The organism is [Borrelia] finlandensis, from assembly GCF_000181875.2.
Classification (GTDB): domain Bacteria; phylum Spirochaetota; class Spirochaetia; order Borreliales; family Borreliaceae; genus Borreliella; species Borreliella finlandensis.
In genome coordinates this window covers 321,139-339,013 of record NZ_ABJZ02000005.1, presented here as the reverse complement: position 1 = coordinate 339,013, position 17,875 = coordinate 321,139, and the positions used below count along the sequence as shown (strand labels likewise).

At 29.0% G+C, this 17,875-nt stretch carries 13 protein-coding genes; 4 read left to right on the top strand and 9 right to left on the bottom strand.

Annotated elements, in window-relative coordinates:
* Positions 1-9 precede the first annotated feature (9 nt).
* From BSV1_RS02845 to BSV1_RS02810, 7 genes are all read right to left on the bottom strand, one after another.
* On the bottom strand, positions 10-981 hold the full coding sequence (locus tag BSV1_RS02845; RefSeq protein ID WP_008882440.1) for an ATP-binding cassette domain-containing protein: 972 nt from the start codon (positions 979-981) through the stop codon (positions 10-12).
* Positions 982-1,854 carry an ABC transporter ATP-binding protein gene (locus tag BSV1_RS02840; protein WP_008882343.1) on the bottom strand — a complete coding sequence of 291 codons (873 nt, stop codon included), beginning with the start codon at positions 1,852-1,854 and terminating at the stop codon, positions 982-984.
* Between the two features lie 11 nt (positions 1,855-1,865).
* On the bottom strand, positions 1,866-2,915 hold the full coding sequence (locus BSV1_RS02835; protein ID WP_008882396.1) for an ABC transporter permease: 1,050 nt from the start codon (positions 2,913-2,915) through the stop codon (positions 1,866-1,868).
* 12 nt (positions 2,916-2,927) lie between these two features.
* Positions 2,928-3,848: an ABC transporter permease gene (locus BSV1_RS02830; RefSeq protein WP_008882696.1), complete on the bottom strand. Its 921-nt coding sequence runs from the start codon at positions 3,846-3,848 to the stop codon at positions 2,928-2,930.
* 358 nt (positions 3,849-4,206) lie between these two features.
* Positions 4,207-5,832, bottom strand: coding sequence for a peptide ABC transporter substrate-binding protein (locus BSV1_RS02820; protein ID WP_008882755.1), 1,626 nt, complete (start codon positions 5,830-5,832; stop codon positions 4,207-4,209).
* Between the two features lie 134 nt (positions 5,833-5,966).
* Entirely contained in the window at positions 5,967-7,553 is a 1,587-nt protein-coding gene (locus BSV1_RS02815) for a peptide ABC transporter substrate-binding protein (RefSeq protein ID WP_008882564.1), read from the bottom strand.
* Between the two features lie 120 nt (positions 7,554-7,673).
* Positions 7,674-9,245 (bottom strand): peptide ABC transporter substrate-binding protein, encoded by a 1,572-nt coding sequence (locus tag BSV1_RS02810; RefSeq protein ID WP_008882634.1) that lies wholly within the window; start codon positions 9,243-9,245, stop codon positions 7,674-7,676.
* 418 nt (positions 9,246-9,663) lie between these two features.
* On the opposite strand from BSV1_RS02810, the gene BSV1_RS02805 reads away from it, so the two are divergent.
* The 3 genes from BSV1_RS02805 to BSV1_RS02795 are packed head-to-tail and all read left to right on the top strand — an operon-like array spanning position 9,664 to position 14,572.
* Positions 9,664-10,560 carry a 1-acyl-sn-glycerol-3-phosphate acyltransferase gene (locus BSV1_RS02805; protein WP_039949522.1) on the top strand — a complete coding sequence of 299 codons (897 nt, stop codon included), beginning with the start codon at positions 9,664-9,666 and terminating at the stop codon, positions 10,558-10,560.
* A 20-nt stretch (positions 10,561-10,580) separates the two neighbouring features.
* A complete protein-coding gene (gene flcA, locus BSV1_RS02800; protein WP_008882617.1) occupies positions 10,581-13,412 on the top strand; it encodes a periplasmic flagellar collar protein FlcA in 2,832 nt (943 codons plus the stop codon).
* 50 nt (positions 13,413-13,462) lie between these two features.
* Positions 13,463-14,572 (top strand): VWA domain-containing protein, encoded by a 1,110-nt coding sequence (locus tag BSV1_RS02795; protein WP_008882826.1) that lies wholly within the window; start codon positions 13,463-13,465, stop codon positions 14,570-14,572.
* A 21-nt stretch (positions 14,573-14,593) separates the two neighbouring features.
* Here the strand turns inward: BSV1_RS02795 and bamD are convergent, their stop codons facing one another.
* The gene (gene bamD, locus BSV1_RS02790; RefSeq protein WP_008882726.1) at positions 14,594-14,953 is read right to left on the bottom strand and encodes an outer membrane protein assembly factor BamD; all 360 of its coding nucleotides are present in this window, start codon (positions 14,951-14,953) and stop codon (positions 14,594-14,596) included.
* A 94-nt stretch (positions 14,954-15,047) separates the two neighbouring features.
* Complete coding sequence (locus BSV1_RS02785) at positions 15,048-16,184, bottom strand: LysM peptidoglycan-binding domain-containing protein (RefSeq protein WP_008882813.1); 1,137 nt, start codon at positions 16,182-16,184, stop codon at positions 15,048-15,050.
* Positions 16,185-16,458: 274 nt separating this feature from the next.
* Here BSV1_RS02785 and BSV1_RS02780 point away from each other — a divergent pair, with 274 nt between their 5' ends.
* Positions 16,459-17,517 carry a hypothetical protein gene (locus tag BSV1_RS02780; RefSeq protein WP_008882718.1) on the top strand — a complete coding sequence of 353 codons (1,059 nt, stop codon included), beginning with the start codon at positions 16,459-16,461 and terminating at the stop codon, positions 17,515-17,517.
* Positions 17,518-17,875: the final 358 nt, after the last annotated feature.

Genomic DNA, 17,875 nt, shown 5'->3' with positions numbered 1-17,875 from the left:
TTTAATTATTTATCTATTCATCTCATCAAAAAGATATTTAGATACAAAGTGATCTTTTTCTACTTCTTCGAGCTTTGGATGTACTTGGGTTGATAAATGAATTTTTCTAATGTTTGCTAGAGTTTGCTCGTCTAGTTTTATATTTTTATTTTTTCTTTTTTCGGGGTTGATTTCAGGAATTGATGCTATTAGCATTTTAGTATATGGATGAATTGGGTTTGAAAATAGCGTTTCTCTAGGTGCAAGTTCCAGGATAACTCCAAGGTACATTACAGCAATTTTATCACTCATATATTTTACTACGGCAAGATCGTGAGAAATAAATAAATAAGACAAATTGAATTCTTTTTGCAGAGCTTTTAGAAGATTTAAAATTTGAGCTCTGATTGATACATCAAGCGCAGAAACGGCTTCGTCTAAAAGCAAAAGCTTAGGATTTAAAGCTAGTGCTCTAGCAATTCCTATTCTTTGTCTTTGTCCTCCTGAAAATTCATGAGGATATCTGGTTAACATATTTTTATGTAGTCCAACAATATCTGTTAGTTCGTTTACCCTTTTTTCTATTTCTTGTTTTGTTTTTGGAAGAATTTTGTTTTCATTGTATATTTCTAGTGGTTCTGCTATTATTTCTTTTATTGTCATTCTTGGGTCAAGCGAAGTATGAGGATCTTGGAATACCATTTGCATATCTTTTTTTGTTTTTAAGAGTTCTTTTTTTGAAAGTTTAGTTATGTTTTTTCCGTTAAAGTAAATATTTCCAGAAGTTGGCGTGTAAAGCTGCATTATTGAGCGAAGAGTAGTAGATTTGCCGCAACCAGATTCTCCTACGAGTCCTAAAGTTTTATTTTTTTCAACTTCAAAGCTAACATTGTTTACCGCATTTACTTTTTGTTTGTTTTTCCAGAATAAAAAATCTTCTCCTGTTGTGAATGTTTGCATTAAGTTTTCTACTTTAAGAATTATTTCTTTTTTACTGCTCATTTAAAACTCCTCGGTGCTGGTTTTTGTGATCTTTATAGGGTTTTCTTTTATTGAATAAAGCTTTTTATTTGGATCGTGTTCTAGCGTAAGAATTGATTTTAAAAGCCCAATGGTGTAAGGATGCTTAGGATTGTTAAATATTTCCTCTACTGTTCCTTCTTCTACAATTTTTCCTTGATACATTACAGATACCGTATCACAAATTTCAGCAACAACCGCAAGATCATGAGTTATAAATATGGTAGAGGTATTGAATTTTTTAGATAGGTTTTTGATTAATAATAATATTTGCTCTTGGATTGTAACATCAAGTGCTGTTGTCGGTTCATCTGCTATTAATAAGGATGGATGACAGCTAAGAGCCATGGCAATCATAACTCTTTGTCTCATTCCTCCTGAAAATTGATGTGGGAAATGTTTTATTCTCTCTTCTGCATTTACAACGCCAACAGTTTTTAACATTTCTATTGCTTTTTCTTTGGCTTCTTTTTTCCCTAATCCTTGGTGCAAGATTATTGTTTCTTCAAGTTGAGTTGATATTCTTAAAAATGGGTTTAATGAAGTCATTGGGTCTTGAAATATCATTGATATTTTATTCCCTCTGATTTTTAAAAGTTCTTTTTCGCTAAGTTTTAGCAAATCTTGATTTTCAAATAGTATTTCTCCACTTTTATATACCGTTGTAAGTTCTGGTAATAATTTTAAAATAGCCATACTTGTTACGGATTTTCCACTTCCGGATTCTCCAACAATAGCTCTAATTTCTCCTCTTTTTACAGATAGGTTAACATTGCTTACGGGATGAATTGTCGTATGTTTTAATCTAAATTCAACTGTTAAATTTTTTATTTCCAATATATTTTCTTTTTCCATTCAATTTCTCCTTAGATGCTATCTTTTGGATCAAAAGCATCTCTTAGCCCGTCACCTAAAAAGTTCATAAATAATAGAAATATTGTCATAACTATAGCTGGAATAAAAACTTTCCATGGATATTCAACAAATGTAGCAATTCCATTTTGCACTAATTCTCCCCAGCTTGTCATTGGAGCTGAAATTCCAAGTCCTAAAAAGGATAAAAATGCTTCAGCCATAATAAAGCTTGGAACCCTTATTGTTGTGAATATAACGATCATTCCAATGCTATTAGGGATTAGGTGTTTTAAGATTATTCTTTGATTTGTTGCGCCAAGCGTTTTGGCTGCTTGTATAAATTCTGAACTTGATAGTGATTGTACTTGACCTCGTACAACTCGAGCTACTGTTAGCCACGACACAAATGCAAGTGCTATGAATAATCCTATTATACTTCTTTCCATTATTGCCATTAGTATTATTACAATAAGCAGATAGGGTAGTACATAAAGAATTTCGATTATTTTAGTTATTATTTTATCAGGCAATCCCCCAAAAAATCCCGCTATGGATCCCAGGATAGTTCCTATTATCATAGACAAAAAAGCCCCAATAAATCCTACAGAAAGAGAAATTTGACTGCCTTGTATTAATCTTGCAAGCAAATCTCTTCCAAGATTGTCTGTACCAAGCAAATATACTCTTTTATGTATTTTTACTTCCCTTTTATCTATTATTTGAACTTCATTTTCTATTTTTCTTTTTATGTCTTCGAGTTTTTTTAGCTCTTCTTCGTTTATTTCTCTTTTTTCTTTTTTTGCTAATTTTTCAATAAATTTTTTTTCTTTATTGTACCAGAGTTCTCCAGCGGCCTGGAAAGATGGTGGCAAATCAGAATGCTCTACTATTTGAGTATGGTATTTATATATTGGCAATATTGGTTGTAAAATGGCAATTAAGATATAAAATCCAATTACAAAAAGACTGCCAAATGCAAGCTTATTTTCTTTAAATCTTGACCAAGCTCTTCTTTCAAGTTTAGAATTGTTTTCTTCGTTTTGTTTTTTAAGGCTATTCATTTTGATTTCCCCTTATACTCTTGGATCTAACATTTTATATATAATATCTGATATTAATATGGAAATAAGCAGGATTATTGAATATACTAATAGTCCTCCCATTAATACGGGATAATCTCTGTTTAGTGCGGATTCTGTTATAAACATTCCCATTCCAGCAATTCTAAATATTTTTTCAATAACTACGCTTCCAGATATTATAGCAGCAAATGCTGGGCCTATATAGCTTACTACAGGCAACATTGCTCCTCTTAACATGTGCTTTATAACTATTGTTTTGAAGCTTAGCCCTTTTGCACGTGCAGTTCTTATAAAGTCACTCTGTATTATTTCTAGCATTGATCCTCTGATTATTCTTGCGAAAATAGCTACATTAGGCATGCTAAGAGTTATTATGGGTAGAATTAAATTTGAAAATCCTCCTCTTTCTGTAATCCATCCAGAGGTATAAAGCAAGCCCCATTTAATTGCAAAAAAGTATTGCAAAATTGGCCCTATTACGAATAATGGTATTGAAATCCCCAATATTGCTATTGATGTTATTATATAATCCACATAAGTATTTTTATAAATGGCAGCTAATATACCTATTGGTATTCCTATTGATAGTGATATAATAAGGGATATTACTCCTAGTGTAAGTGATTTTGGAAATCCTAATTTTATGTATTGATTGACTGTAAGGTCTTTCTTTTTTAAAGAAGGCCCCAAGTCTCCTTTGAGAGCATTTGAAATGTAATAAAAAGCTTGAATATAAAAAGGTTTGTCAAGGTGATATTTTTCCATCAATCTTGCTTTTACTTGAGGATCAATAGGTTTTTCAGAATCAAATGGACTTCCAGGAGCCATTCTCATTACAAAAAAGCATAAAAAAATTATTACCAGTAAAGTTGGTATTATTCCTAATATTTTCTTTAAAGTAAACTTTAACATTTTTGCTCCTTTGTAAATAGATGTTGATAACTTACGTATTAGTCAATTATATCATATAGTCTTTATTGTTTTTCAAGCTATAGTTGATAATTTTTGATAGAATAGGGGGTTTTTTGTATTATAATGATTAATTTAATTTTCAATAAAATGTATTTTTTGTTTTTTATTTTTTAATTTAAAATTTTATTGTCTTGATTTGAGAAGAATTTTTTTGTGTAAGATTCTAAGTAAAATTATCATAGAATCTTACACATTATTTATGTATTTTTGTTTTAAATAAAGCTACTGTCTTAAGCTTAGTCAGCTTTTCTTTTAGGCTTAAATATTGGTTTTAATTTATATTAAAATCCTTTTAAAATTAATTATGTTTTGCATTTTTAATTGGTTTTAATTCAGAAAGATAATAAACCTCTGATACATTAGGACTCCATCCAGTCCATTTATCGTTTCTAAAAAGATAATGCCCAGAATATATGTATATTGGTGCAGCAGGAAAATCTTTTTCAATTATTATTGATTCTGCTTTTCTGAGTAATTGTTTTCTTTTTATAGGATCTTTTTCAAGATCTGATTCTCTGATGAGTTTGTCAAATTCTAGGTTTGAATATCCGTATGATGCAAGTTGTGAATTTTCTTTTGTGAATATAGTAAAGTATGTGTGTGGATCTAAATATTCCCCAATGCGTCCAACTCTTATTATTTCAAAATTGCCAGTATTTCTGCTGTTGGTAAGAACAGGCCAATTTTCGTTAGTAAGCATAAGATTGATATTTAGAATTTTTTTCCATTGGTTTTGAATAAATGCAGCAATTTTTTTGTGAGTTTCGTTTGTATTATATTTTAGTGTTAGCATTGGGAATCCTTTCCCATTAGGATATCCTGCATCCGCCAAAAGCTTTTTAGATTTTTCAGGATCAAATAAAGCCAATTTTTTACCATAATTGTAATTTTCAAGATCAGGAGTTATTTCTCTTGTAGGAACTGTGCCATCATTTAGCACTTTGTAAGTTAAAGTTTCTCTGTCAATAGCCAAGGTTAAAGCTTCTCTAACTCTAGCATCATCAAGGGGTTTTATTTTTGTATTAAATGAATATAAATAAATTGCATTACTTTTGTGTTGGTAATAGTCCTTTTGTAGTTTTATTTCATTTACAATGTCCGGCGGGATGCTGTTAAAAATAGCATCAATTTCGTTGTTTTTGTACATATTGTACACAGTAAGATCATTGTCAGACGTAATGTAGACAAGCTCATCAAGTTCTACTTCTTTTGCATTATAATAACGTTCATTTTTTTCAAAGATAATTTTTTCATTAGGTAATCTTTTTTTTAATTTAAAAGGACCGCTAGTAACCATGTTTTCAGGGCTTGTCCAATTTCCCTTATACTTTTCAATCACATGAATAGGTACTGGCATGAATGCGTAATGTAGAAGCAGCTCAAGAAAATATGGCTTTGGAGCCGTAAGTGTTATTTCCAGCGTTTTACTATCAATTGCCTTGATTCCAAGTTCAGAATCGGATACTTTCCCGTCAAAATACTCTTGTCCATTTTTTATTATTGATTTGAGCATGTCAACGTTTGTAGATCCTGTTTCTTTATTTAGAATTCTTAAAAAAGATTTTCTTATCCCTTCAGCAGTAATTTCAACTCCATCGCTCCAAAAAAGGTTGTCTCTTAGATAAAATTGATATGTTTTTTTATCTTTTGAGGCTTCCCAATTTTTAGCAAGTCCGGGCTTTAGCTTTCCTGTTTTGGTATTTAATGTCAAAAGCCCTGAGAATATTTGTTCTAAAATTCTTGCTCCTATTGTCTCATCTACCAAATGAGGGTCAAGCGATGAGGGCGCTCCCCCTATGTATACTTTAAATGCTAATTTTTCTTTTTCTGAATTATTATTGCATGCAATTAAAGACACGGCAAGCATAAGCAGTGTTACTATTTTAATTTTTTTACCGATTTTTTTAGTTTTATTAAAATTCATATTAACCTTTTCCCCAAATTAAAACTATTTATTTATAAGTTTTAAGCTATCTTTTTTCTATAAGAAAGTCAATAAAAATCGTCCATAAGGAATAAAATAATAGACGATTTTTATTTGATTAAATTAAATATTAATTATTTATTTTTTAATTTTAGTTGAGATAAATCAAATCTTTCTAAAATATTGGTATTCCATCCTGTCCATTTGTCATTTCTGAAAAGGTAACTGTTCCCATATATGTATATTGGTGCTATTGGAAAATCTTTTTCAATAATTATCTCTTCTGCTTGTCTTAAAATGTCTTGTCTTTTTATTGGATCAAGCTCAAGGTCGGATTTCTTTATAAGTTCGTTGTATTCTGGGTTTGAGTAATTATGAGATGAGAATTGTGTGTATCCTTGTGTGAATATGCTTAAAAATGTCAAAGGATCAGCATAATCGCCTATCCATCCTGCTCTTGCTATTTCATAATTTCCATTTGCCTTAGTGTTTAAGTATGTTGTCCATTCTTCGTTTTCAAGCTCCACATCAATATTTAAATTTTTTTTCCATTGGTTTTGAATAAATTCACAAATTTTTTTATTTGCTTCGTTTGTATTGTATTTTAATTTTAAAATTGGAAATCCATTGCCATTAGGATACCCAGCTTCAGCTAGAAGAGTTTTTGCAATTTCAGGATTAAATAATTCTAAACTTTTTGCATAAGAATATGAACTAAAGTTGGGAGTTGCTCTTCTTGTAGGGGTAGTCCCGTTGTCAAGAACTTTATATGTAAGCGTTTCTCTGTCAATAGCAAGAGTTAAGGCTTTTCTAATTTTAACGTTGTCAAGTGGTTTAATGTGTGTATTGAATGCGTAAAAGTATATGGCATTAACAGCTGATGAGTAATAGTCGCTTCTTAATTTTAGATCTTTGATTAGATCTGGAGGTATGGAACCAAAAATTGCATCTAGCTCTTCATTTTCATACATTTTATACGCTGTTGAGTTGTCATTTGTTGTGTAAAATGTAATCTCTTCTAATTCTACTTCATTTGAGTCGTAGTATTTGTTATTTTTTTCAAAGACATATTTTTCGTTAGGAATTCTTTCTTTTAATTTAAAAGGACCACTTGTCACCATGTTTTCAGGGCTTGTCCAACTTTGTCCGTACTTTTCGGTAACATGAACTGGTACTGGAATAAATGATTGGTGTACTAACATATCAATAAAATAAGGTTTTGGTGATTCTAGTGTTATTTCTAATGTTTTTTCATCAATCGCTCTAATTCCAAGTTCAGAGTCAGACACTTGTCCATCAAAATATTTTTGACCATTTTTAATTACCGATTTAACCATTTCAACGTACTTTGAGCCAGTTTCTTTATTTAAAATTCTAAGATAAGATTTTCTAATTCCTTCTGCAGTGATCGCAACTCCGTCACTCCAAGTGATTTTTTCTCTTAGATTAAATGTGTAAACTGTTCCGTCAGAAGAAATATCCCACCCTTTTGCAAGTCCTGGTTTATTTCCCCCTGTATTAGGATCTCCTGTGACAATCCCTCTAAACATTGTGTCTAGCATTTTTGATGCGACATTATCGTCTGCTAATTGGGGGTCAAGACTGCTTGGCTCTGCCCCCAAACTTATTTTAAATGATACTCCTTCTTTTCTTTCCTCGTTATTACAACAAAGAAAAGTTAGAAAAAATATTATTAAAAATAATGACTTTTGTAATTTCATAATTTTTTATACCTCCATTTTAAAGTTTGTTTTAAAATTTAACTTTAATTTCATAATTTTCCTTCCGTAGATATTAATTTTAAATCTTAATTTTAAAATTACTTATTTTACTTAATTTTATTATTTTTTAGTTTTAATATCTTCATATAAATAGCTTTCTGCGATATTTGGTACCCACCCCGTCCATTTATCATTTCTGAAAAGATAATGAGATTTGGGTATATATAAAGGTGCCATAGGAAAGTCTTTTTCTGCTATTATTTCTTCAGCTTGTCTTAAAATGTCTTGTCTTTTTATTGGATCAAGTTCAAAATTAGATTTTTTTATTAAAGCATCATACTCTTTGTTTGAATATTTGTACGCTCCGAAAAAATGATTTTCTGTTGTAAATAAGCTGTCTAAGAATGTTAAGGGATCAAAATAGTCTCCTATCCACCCCACGCTTGACATTTGGTAATTTCCAGTTCTTCTGCTTCCTAAAAATGTTGTCCATTCTTCATTTTCGATTTCTAAGTTAATGTTTAGTATTTTTTTAAATTGTTCTTGTAAGAATTCTGCTGTTGTTGGTCTTCCCCCTGATATTTTAAATTTTAATGTGGGAAATCCTTTTCCATCCGGATATCCAGCTTCAACCAAAAGTTTTTTTGCATTCTCAGGATCAAATAGTATTAAATTTTTCCCATAAGAATAATCATCAAATTTTGGAGTTAGGTTTCTTGTTGGATCTGAACTTCCCTTTAAAACTACTTTAGTTAAAGTTTCTCTGTCAATAGCAAGGGAGATGGCTTGTCTAACTTTTAAATTATCTAGTGGTTTTATTGTTGTATTGAATGCTATGTATGCCATTCCGTTTTTTAATCCGGAGTAATAATCATCTCTTATTTTAATTTCTTCCAAGTTATTCTTTTCTGCTCCTTGTAGAAAATCGATTTCACCGTTTATGTACATATTGTAGGCCACGTTACCTTCTGTTGGGTAAAATATTACTTCATCAATTTCTACATTTTTTGCATTATAGTATTTATCATTTTTTTCTATTACGATTTTATCGTTAATTGATCTTTCTTTAAGTTTGTATGCGCCACTAACAACTATATTTTCAGGATTTGTCCAATTTTCTCCATATTTTTCAACAATATGCATAGGAACTGGTATGTATGCTGTGTTTGTTAGCATATCGGGAAAATAAGGCTTTGGAGATGTTAATGTTATCTCTAGGGTTTTGCTGTCAATAGCCTTTATGCCAAGCTCAGATTCAGGCACTGTCTCATCGAAATATTCTTGTGCATTTTTTATTGTAGATTTTATTAAATTAGCATACATTGCAGCTGTTTTTTTATTTAAAATTCTTAGATATGATTTTTTTATCTCCTCAGCAGTAATGGCAATTCCATCGCTCCAAACTATATCTTCTCTTAGGTTAAATGTGTAAATAATTCCATCTTCAGAAATATTCCAACTTTTCGCAAGTCCTGGTTTATATTTTCCAGTTTGAGAATCTTTTACCGCTAGGCCTAAGAATAGGTTTGTAATAATGTTGCTACCGTAAAGGTCTGTTGAGAGTTGAGGATCAAGTGATGATGGCTCGCTTAAGTTTGATACTCTGAAAACTATTTTTTCTTTTTTAGCATTACTAATACATGCTATTAAAGAAAAAATTATTAGCATTAAGGCTATTTTTGTATATTTCATGGGATTTTCCTTTTTCAATATTTTATATATTTTTTGTTCTCATTCTTTATTAATCTTTTTTAATAAATTTTAATAAAGAATATTTATTTTGTTTTAATTTTAAATATGTATGCCTCCAGTACTTTGATTTGTCTTGCTTTGATTTGTCTCGTATTTAAATTTTACTTTAATTCTTGCAATAAAAAAAGTCTAATAATTTTAAATAGTTTTTAGTATTATTTGTCTATTGTTGCAAGCTAAAATTTTACTTTAATTTGTATAGTAAATAAGGTATAATGGTGTGAAATGTTTTCAAAAATGTATGCTTGTTTAATATTAGTTATTTATTGTTAGTCTTATAGAGCTTTTTGTCTTTAGTAAATAAAATATAACTAATGGTTAAGTGGCAACATGGAATGCTTTAAAGGGTGCTGGTTTTATGTTTGTACAAAATGAAAGTTTTGATAAATATTTTAAAGACATGGAAAGCGACTTTGTAAGTCAATTTAAGTCTGTTGAAAATGTTAATTATTTGGATAAGTCTTATCGAAATGCAGATTCTAATAGTAGAAGATTGGCAGATAGAATGATAGAGAGACTTCTTGAGAGTGGATCTACCATTGTTGGTATACAAAATATTTTAGAACTTTACCAAAAGACTAAATCTGGCAAGTCTTCAATTATATTAATGGAGCATTATAGTAATTTTGATTTTCCTTGTTTCCAATTTTTACTTTACAAAATGGGTTATCATGATATTGCAGATCATATTATTCCAATAGCTGGAGTTAAGCTTTTCAGGGATAATTTATTTGTTAAGACTCTTTCTTTGGGATACAATGCAATATTAGTGTATCCACCGCACGCATTTGTTGGGGTTGGTTTAGAACATGCTAGGCAAAGGCGTGTTTTTAATGCTAATTCTATGAAGTATATTTATGAAAAGAAAAATAGTGGGTACATTATACTTATTTTTCCTACTGCTACTAGGTATAGAAAAGGAAGACCTGAAACAAAAAAAATAATTTTAGAAATTGGCAATTATTTTAAAATTTTTGATTATTATTTGATGATTGGAGTCAATGGAAATGTTTTAGAAGTTTCTGAGGATGGAGATATGTCTCACGATGTTTTTAAAAGAGATTCACTTATATATAATGCTGACAAGGTTATAAGTATTGCTGAGTATAGGGATGAAATTTTAAACACCTTGAAAGATTCTCAGGCTGAGATTACAAAGGAAGTTTTGGGGTTAAAAATTGCTGAAGATTTAGAAAATCGCTTTAATGTTCTTCATGCAGAAGGTCATAAATTTTATAAAAAAAGCTTTTTATGAGCTAGGAACTTGATTACAATATGCCTGATGTAGATAAGATAATACAATTTAAAAGAGAAATATTAGATAATCTTTCTAATGAAAGATTATCTAAAGAATCTTTTGGCGTAAGCATGGATGTTAAGCTCCCTGAGCCTGGAGAGAGTATTGTTCCTTGGATAGGCGAAGATCTTGCCTTAGGTGAAACCGATGATGAACTTGATTTAAATTTTATGCTTGATGCTCTTGAGAATGAGGATAAATTGTCCTATTCTGACATTTTTAATGACAATTTGCCTTTAAGTGGTTCTGACTTGAGGGTTGATGTGGATTCAGAGCTTTCAACTTTAAATAATGATTTTGACGTTTCTTCTAGCGATTCTTTTGAGAATAATATTGACAAAGTTCTTGATGATAATTCTATTGATTTAGAAATTGCTTCTAAGCTTGATTTTGATAATTTAATCAATTCCCCAGAATTAAGTTCTGAGGAATTGATTAACAATCAAGGCAATAATAATTTTTTTGAAGCCAATAATGATTCTTCTGTTTCAGGGGATAGTAATTTTTTACAGTCTAATGAATTTAATGAATCTAATGAATTTAATGAATCTAATGAATTTAATATTGCTGATGCGGTAAATGGCAAAAACCAAACAGATGAACAATCAGAGATGTTTGTTGGAGACAGTTTAAATTTAAGTGCTGATGAGGATGATTTTGAAAACGTTGTAGATGATTTTAAATTTTTAGAGTATGAGCAAAATGCAAATTTTAAACGTTTTGAATTTAAGGTTAATTACCCATTATTTTTAAAGCATTTAAATTCCTATCCTAGAAATTTAAGAATTGCAATTGCTGAAGCTTTAACTAAGGAAAATGTTTCAAGGTTTAAGCTTGAAGCGCTAATTGATCTTGTTGAAAAAAATAAAAAAAGGTTGAAATTTATTGCTAAATTTGTAGGAGATATTGTTGGGCGATCTATTAAATTGCCTGTAATTTATTTCAAGGCGGAAGAATTTAGCAAGCTTCAGCAAAAGTTGAGCTACAGAGTTTCAAGGGCTTTGCTACCTTTGATAAAAATAGCCTCTATTTTTGTTGTTTTAGTTTTAGTTTCTTTGTACCTTATAGTAGATGTAATATTTTTTTATGTTGCCTCTGAGAGCAAGTATAAAGAGGGCATAGAATCTATATATGCGAATAAAAGAGATCTTGCCAAATCCATCTTTAGAGATGCTTATTATATTAGGCCTGATGATAAATGGTTTATTAATTATGCTAAGGCGTTTGAAGACGTTAGAGATTTTGATAGTGCTGAAGAGAAGTATGAGGAATTGTTTACTATTGAGCCTTTTTCTAAAAATTCTACAAACAGAAGACGAAAAAAGTTTAATAAGGAAGGATATATTTCATATGCTGCCATGAAAATTGGTCTTGGAGAGCACTCTGAGGCTAATTCAATACTTGATGAGGTTATATCTTATGATCTTTACGATTATGATGCTTTAGTATTAAAGGGAGATAATTATTTTAAATGGGCTAAAACAAATTCTAACTACTATAAAGATAGTATTAATAGCTATACGGTTGTGCTTTCTAAATATGGACAAAAGAAGGAAATTTTATTTAAACTTTTCAATGCTTATATTGAAGCTAATTTAGATACCGAGTCCGACAATGTTAATAATTTTATTAAGTCAAATGAAATTCTAGATATTGATGAAGTTGTTTACACAAAATATGCTAAAAAGCTTGTAGATAAGTATGTCTCTTTTGTGACTTATAATCAAAGAGCAAATAATCTTGCTATAAATTTAAATTATCTTAATGGGCAAACAAATTTATTGAATAAGGAATTTTCTGATTTTAAAAGAAATGATGGCAGAACTATTTTTAAGCTTGACAATAATGTTAATATGAATTCAGAGATTGAATACATTCTCAGAAAAATATTAAGTAAAAATCCTAATTACGACAAGGCACTTTTTGAAAGTGGAAGATATTCGTATTACATAGGAGATTTTAAGAAGGCCGAAGTTTATTTGCTTAAAGCGTTAAATAGTTTTAGGCATAAAAATTCAATTGAAGATGCTGGGGACAAGATATTGGCTTATAAAATTTTAGCGGACATTTATGAAAAATCTCGAGATTCTCTTAGGGCTAGTAATATTATTGGTTTAGCCTTGAGTGATTATTCTTTTTATAAAAAACATAATCTTATAAAAGGATCTAAGGAGATTTCTTCAATTTATGAAAAGCAAGGAGATATTCTTAGATCTTTAAATGACTTTAAGTCTGCGATATCTTCTTACAAATTGGCAATAAATGAGGGCGTTGATTATCCAGATGTTTACTATAAAGTTGGGCTACTTAGTTACAGAGAAAATAATTATGATGATGCATTGAAATATTTATTTAAAGTAGGGAGCATGGCGGGGTTTTCAAGTAGTAACGAAGTTTTAAATACTATTGCCCTAACTCTTTATAAAATAGGTGATTTTTTAGCTTCTAGAAGCTATTATTTAAGGGTTATGCAAAATTTAGAACTAGAGAAGGCTAATGTTTTGAATTTTAATCCCAAAGAAAATGATTATCATAAAACTCTTTTATTAAAAGAAATTGAGACTTATAATAATCTTGGGGTTGTAGAAGTAATGGCTTCTTTTTCATCTATAAGAGATACTAAACTTTTTAATTCTGGAGTTAGCAATTTAAGCGAGTCAGCCAAGATTTTTGATATATTAAATAGGGATGAAGATATGGTAAAGAGTGTTAAAAAAGATCTTGCTAGTTTAAATCTCAGGAATATTTTTAAGAATAGTTTTTCTAAGTCTAATGTTTTATTTTATGAAAATTTATCCGAAAAACTTTAATTATAGATCTTATTCATTGTTTTTGAGTTATTTATGAGGGTGGTTTCCTTATGAAGAAAATTTTTTTATTTCTTTTTATTAGCTTTTATTTGTTTGGATTTGAAGATAGTTCTTTGAAAATAGGTATTGATGATGTTTATGTTGAGGCTCATGAAGAGGGATTTCATCTTTTTATTAGAAAAAAACCTGCAATCAAATCAGTAATATTGACAGAGTCTTTTGAAATTCCTGATAAGAAAAAAGATGTGGCCACTTATTCATTTCGTACATTAAGTTATAATAAGGTTAATGGAGATGAAATTCGTATTTTAAATGGAAGAGTTATTAAGAATAAAGAACTTTTATCATTGACATCTTCCACCCCTGTTCCTAATAAAAAGTTTGGAGAAGCTTTTCATATATTGATTCCAAAAAAATTAAAATATGGATTTCCAAATTTTTCAACAAGAAGTGGTGATATTGACTTAGAAGTATTAAAAAACAAAAAAGAACCCTTTTGGTTTTCTATAAGATCTTTTGAGAAAAAATATAATGATTATTTGGGCAGATATCAAGACAATGCTTATGAATTGCTTTTCAAGGATGATCAAAATCAGGGAAAAATTGAATTTAATGAATTAAAAGATACTTTTACAAAATTTTCAGATGAGGTTGTTATTGCTAATAATGGCATTGATATTGTTGATAAAATAAACAAAATTTTAAAAAACCCAGAAGATTCAGTTTATGATTTAGATTTAGTTCTTGTTGTTGACGTTACTGATAGTATGAAAAGTAATATTGAAATTCTAAAAGAGCATTTGTTTTCAATAATAGAACCTCAACTTCAAAAGTTCAAATCCTACAGAATAGGCCTTGTTTTTTATAAAGACTATCTTGAAGATTTTTTAACCAAAGCTTTTGATTTTAATACTATTCCTTATTTAAATAATATTCTTAAGTATGTTAATGTTGGTGGCGGTGGGGATTATCCAGAAGCTGTCTTTGAGGGGATTGATGCTGCTGTGACTCAGTTTGATTGGCGGGCAGAAAGAAGATTTATTATTGTTATAGGAGATGCACCTCCTCATGAGTATCCAAGAGGGTCTGTTGTTTATAAAGATGTTATCAATTCTGCAAAGGAAAAAGATATTACAATTTATGGAATAATATTCCAGTAAAAATTTTTATTTCTTAAATTATTATTTTTTATTATTTTCTATTTTATTTAATATTTTTTTAGCTAAAGGCTTAATCCATTTAGGCATTTCCATATTATTTCCTATTAACCCTTCAAAGATTTTTTTTGCTTTTTCTGTTTTGTTTGTTGTATAGTATATGAATGCAATTTCATATTTGCCAGTAGCAACTATATTTGAATTGTGAGCGAAATTTTGAATCATTTTTTCGTATGCTTTTAAAGCAGAGTTATAATCATTAACATTGACAGCTTTTTGAGCTTCTCTGAGATAAACTCCATAAGGAGTTTCTTTTGTTAATTTTTCTAAGTTGATCGTATAGCAGGAAATAAATATTAAGTTTAGTAATATTAGCTTTTTCATTTCTGTCTCTTTTAGAATGTTTTTATTATTTAATTTTATTAGATATAAAATAAGAAAGCAAGGCTTTTAAGCCTTGCTTTATGATTGTTTTTGCTTATTTGGCAGGAATTATTATCTTCCAGTTAGAATGAATTAGATCCGGATTTTGTATTTTTTGTCTGTTGGCAAACCAAATTTTTGGCCACAAGTAAGGATCGTTGTATAATTTTTTGGAAATGCCCCATAGGGTATTGCCTATTTTTATTACGTAAAGCTCGCTGCTTGCATTGCTTTGATAAGCTTCAAGGTATCTTGCAGATTCTAAAAATAGTTCATTGGCAAGTCTAAAGTTTTTTACATTTTTAGCTTCAACCCCTTTTTCCCACAATGTTCTAGATCGCTCAATAAGTTCTAGTGTTTTGAATTGTTCTTGAGGTTTGGAGTTTTTTGCTATTTCTATCTTTTCTTCGTATGCGAGTACTATTGGAATTGAAGCTTCTGCTTCTCCAAGAAGATAAGTGTCTTTATTGGTATTTAAAAGGTTTAAGTGACTGTTTCTTTCTTTAATGAATGCTCTACCATTCCATGGGGATGGCTTTATAAGTTTATTATTGCTATAAATTGGCAAGTTGGAAGCCGCTTCAAGTGCTTTTAATTGTTTGTACATTCTCTCATCAGTTTCTTTTAAAGCTTTAGCTTCTTTGGCATTTTTTGCTGCTTGTTGTGCTCTGTTAAAGGCCTTGCTATACATGTCAAGGGCATTGTCAAGATCGTAATTTTTATATTTTCTTGTTGCTTCAAAATATAAATTATTTACTTCGTCAATTTCCAGTGGGATCCATATGTATGCTTCATTTGCTTCTGCATCGTTTAGATACTTTTCAATATTTTCTTTAAGGTAATTTGTTTTTTCTTTTTTTTCCCTCGTTTCTCTTATTATTGTTTTGTATCTTTCAAGTACTTTTAGAGCAATTTCATTTCCCTCTATTGCTTTTTTTTTGGAAAAACTTTGTTTCATTGCTTCTTCTAATCTTTCAGCTTCATTAAACTCTTTAGAATAAAAAAGATGTCCCCGTTCTCTTATTAGTTCATTTTTAATGCCTTTTATATCTCTTAATTGAAAATTTTTGTTATCTGGTTGTGCAATTTTAGCATTTTTACTCTCTCTTGATTCTGGAGGCGTTTTGCATGCGATAAAAGAGATTGCTACTACAATTAGCAGCAGCGATATTAATTTATTCTTTATATTCATAAATACACCCTTCTAATAACTTGGCTTCTATTAATCTTTAAAGTAAGAACCTATAAATATTGAAGTTCTTACTTTTACTATTTTTATTAGTATAGCAATTATAGTATGTCAATAAAAACTTAATATTTTTAATTCTTAAATTAAATTATACTTCTTTTTTATCATTGTTCAAAGTGTAATAAATTTATGTAAAACAAGGTATAATTAAATTTATGAGTTTTTAAAAGATCAGGAGAACTATATTTTTAGAATATATCATTTTATACTTTTAATATTGCTTTCAAGTAGAGCTTTATTTTCTCAAGTGGCAGTTGTAAAAGAAATAGAAGGTAGAGTTAGTGTTGTTAGAAATACATTTCTTGTTAAGTTAGATTTAGATGACGAAATTTTTGAATATGATTTTATTGAGGTTGGAGAAAATTCAAAGCTTAAAATAAATTTATATGAAATAAATGGTATTTCTGCAGATTTAATTTTTTATTCCAATACAAATAGTTTTGTGTTTTATTCTTCTCTTAAAGATTTGCAAGACGCAAAAATATATTTATTTAGAGGAAGTGTTGATGCTATAGTTCATAACATTGTTAAAGGATCTTCATTTTCTGTTATAATAGATAATAACCTGTTTAAAGCCGAAAATACTTCAAAATTTTATGTCAATAGCGATTATTTTAATAATTGTTTTATTAATGTTTACAAGGGTAGCATCAGGCATATTAATAAAACTGAATATTTAATTTTTCCCAATACCAGTCTTTTGCTTTTTAATGGAAATTCTTTTTTACACAAAGTTAATGAAGGCACTTTAAAGGGTGTTAATCAAAATTTTATAAGGATGGCTAAAGATAATTTTATGTCTTTAAATAAGGGGTTTTTATATTTTTTTATTTTAAAATATATTGAGGATAGTTTTAGATTCAACTTTATGTATAATTATTTAATGAAAGATTTTAAATTTAATTCTATATATTCAAAATGGAGCCTGGAAGATAAAAATTATAAATTTGGTAACAGGGTTGATATGATTAAAAATGTTAATTATTTAAAGGGTAGAATCGGAGTGCTTTTTAATAATTTTGTTGATTTGGCTAATAGGTTTTATTTTGTAGATGATGTTTTGAAATATTTTCCCGCTTTTTTCGACAATTCAATAACTGTTAACGGGCCCATTTCAAAATTTTTAAAAGATTACAAAGCTAATAAAAATCTTTTAAAAAATAAGTTTTTTAAAACAATCCATTCTCTAAAGATGTATTTAAGACGCTCAAATGATGATATTACTAGTAATTTAAATGTTGATGAATTGTATTTATTGCGCCCTAGAGAGTTTTGATTTTTATATATTTAGCTTTATGTTAAAGTTATTTGTTAGATGACATGATATATTCTTTGAAAATTCAAATTGAAGAAGAAATTAACATATTTGTTTTTATTAGCTGTTTAAAACTATTAATATCAGCCATTTTTAAAAAAAATGAAAAATTTTCAAGTTTTATTATATTATTCAGCGGAATTTAAAATTCACATTCATAATTTGCTTAATATTTTATTAAATTTGGGTTGAGAATTTTTTTGCCAAAATTTTATCGTAAGGGGGAAAAATGCTTTCTTCAGTTGTTCGGACAATTAATTTTTTAATTAGTTTTGGCGGTTTTATTTTTTATAGCTTGTTATTGATTTTTTATTTGACT

What these genes read in the sequence shown, in the direction of transcription:
- BSV1_RS02845 (WP_008882440.1), bottom strand. Translation starts at nt 981, where the DNA reads ATGAGCAGTAAAAAAGAAATAATTCTTAAAGTAGAAAACTTAATGCAA.
- BSV1_RS02840 (WP_008882343.1), bottom strand. Translation starts at nt 1,854, where the DNA reads ATGGAAAAAGAAAATATATTGGAAATAAAAAATTTAACAGTTGAATTT.
- BSV1_RS02835 (WP_008882396.1), bottom strand. Translation starts at nt 2,915, where the DNA reads ATGAATAGCCTTAAAAAACAAAACGAAGAAAACAATTCTAAACTTGAA.
- BSV1_RS02830 (WP_008882696.1), bottom strand. Translation starts at nt 3,848, where the DNA reads ATGTTAAAGTTTACTTTAAAGAAAATATTAGGAATAATACCAACTTTA.
- BSV1_RS02820 (WP_008882755.1), bottom strand. Translation starts at nt 5,832, where the DNA reads ATGAATTTTAATAAAACTAAAAAAATCGGTAAAAAAATTAAAATAGTA.
- BSV1_RS02815 (WP_008882564.1), bottom strand. Translation starts at nt 7,553, where the DNA reads ATGAAATTACAAAAGTCATTATTTTTAATAATATTTTTTCTAACTTTT.
- BSV1_RS02810 (WP_008882634.1), bottom strand. Translation starts at nt 9,245, where the DNA reads ATGAAATATACAAAAATAGCCTTAATGCTAATAATTTTTTCTTTAATA.
- BSV1_RS02805 (WP_039949522.1), top strand. Translation starts at nt 9,664, where the DNA reads ATGTTTGTACAAAATGAAAGTTTTGATAAATATTTTAAAGACATGGAA.
- flcA (WP_008882617.1), top strand. Translation starts at nt 10,581, where the DNA reads ATGCCTGATGTAGATAAGATAATACAATTTAAAAGAGAAATATTAGAT.
- BSV1_RS02795 (WP_008882826.1), top strand. Translation starts at nt 13,463, where the DNA reads ATGAAGAAAATTTTTTTATTTCTTTTTATTAGCTTTTATTTGTTTGGA.
- bamD (WP_008882726.1), bottom strand. Translation starts at nt 14,953, where the DNA reads ATGAAAAAGCTAATATTACTAAACTTAATATTTATTTCCTGCTATACG.
- BSV1_RS02785 (WP_008882813.1), bottom strand. Translation starts at nt 16,184, where the DNA reads ATGAATATAAAGAATAAATTAATATCGCTGCTGCTAATTGTAGTAGCA.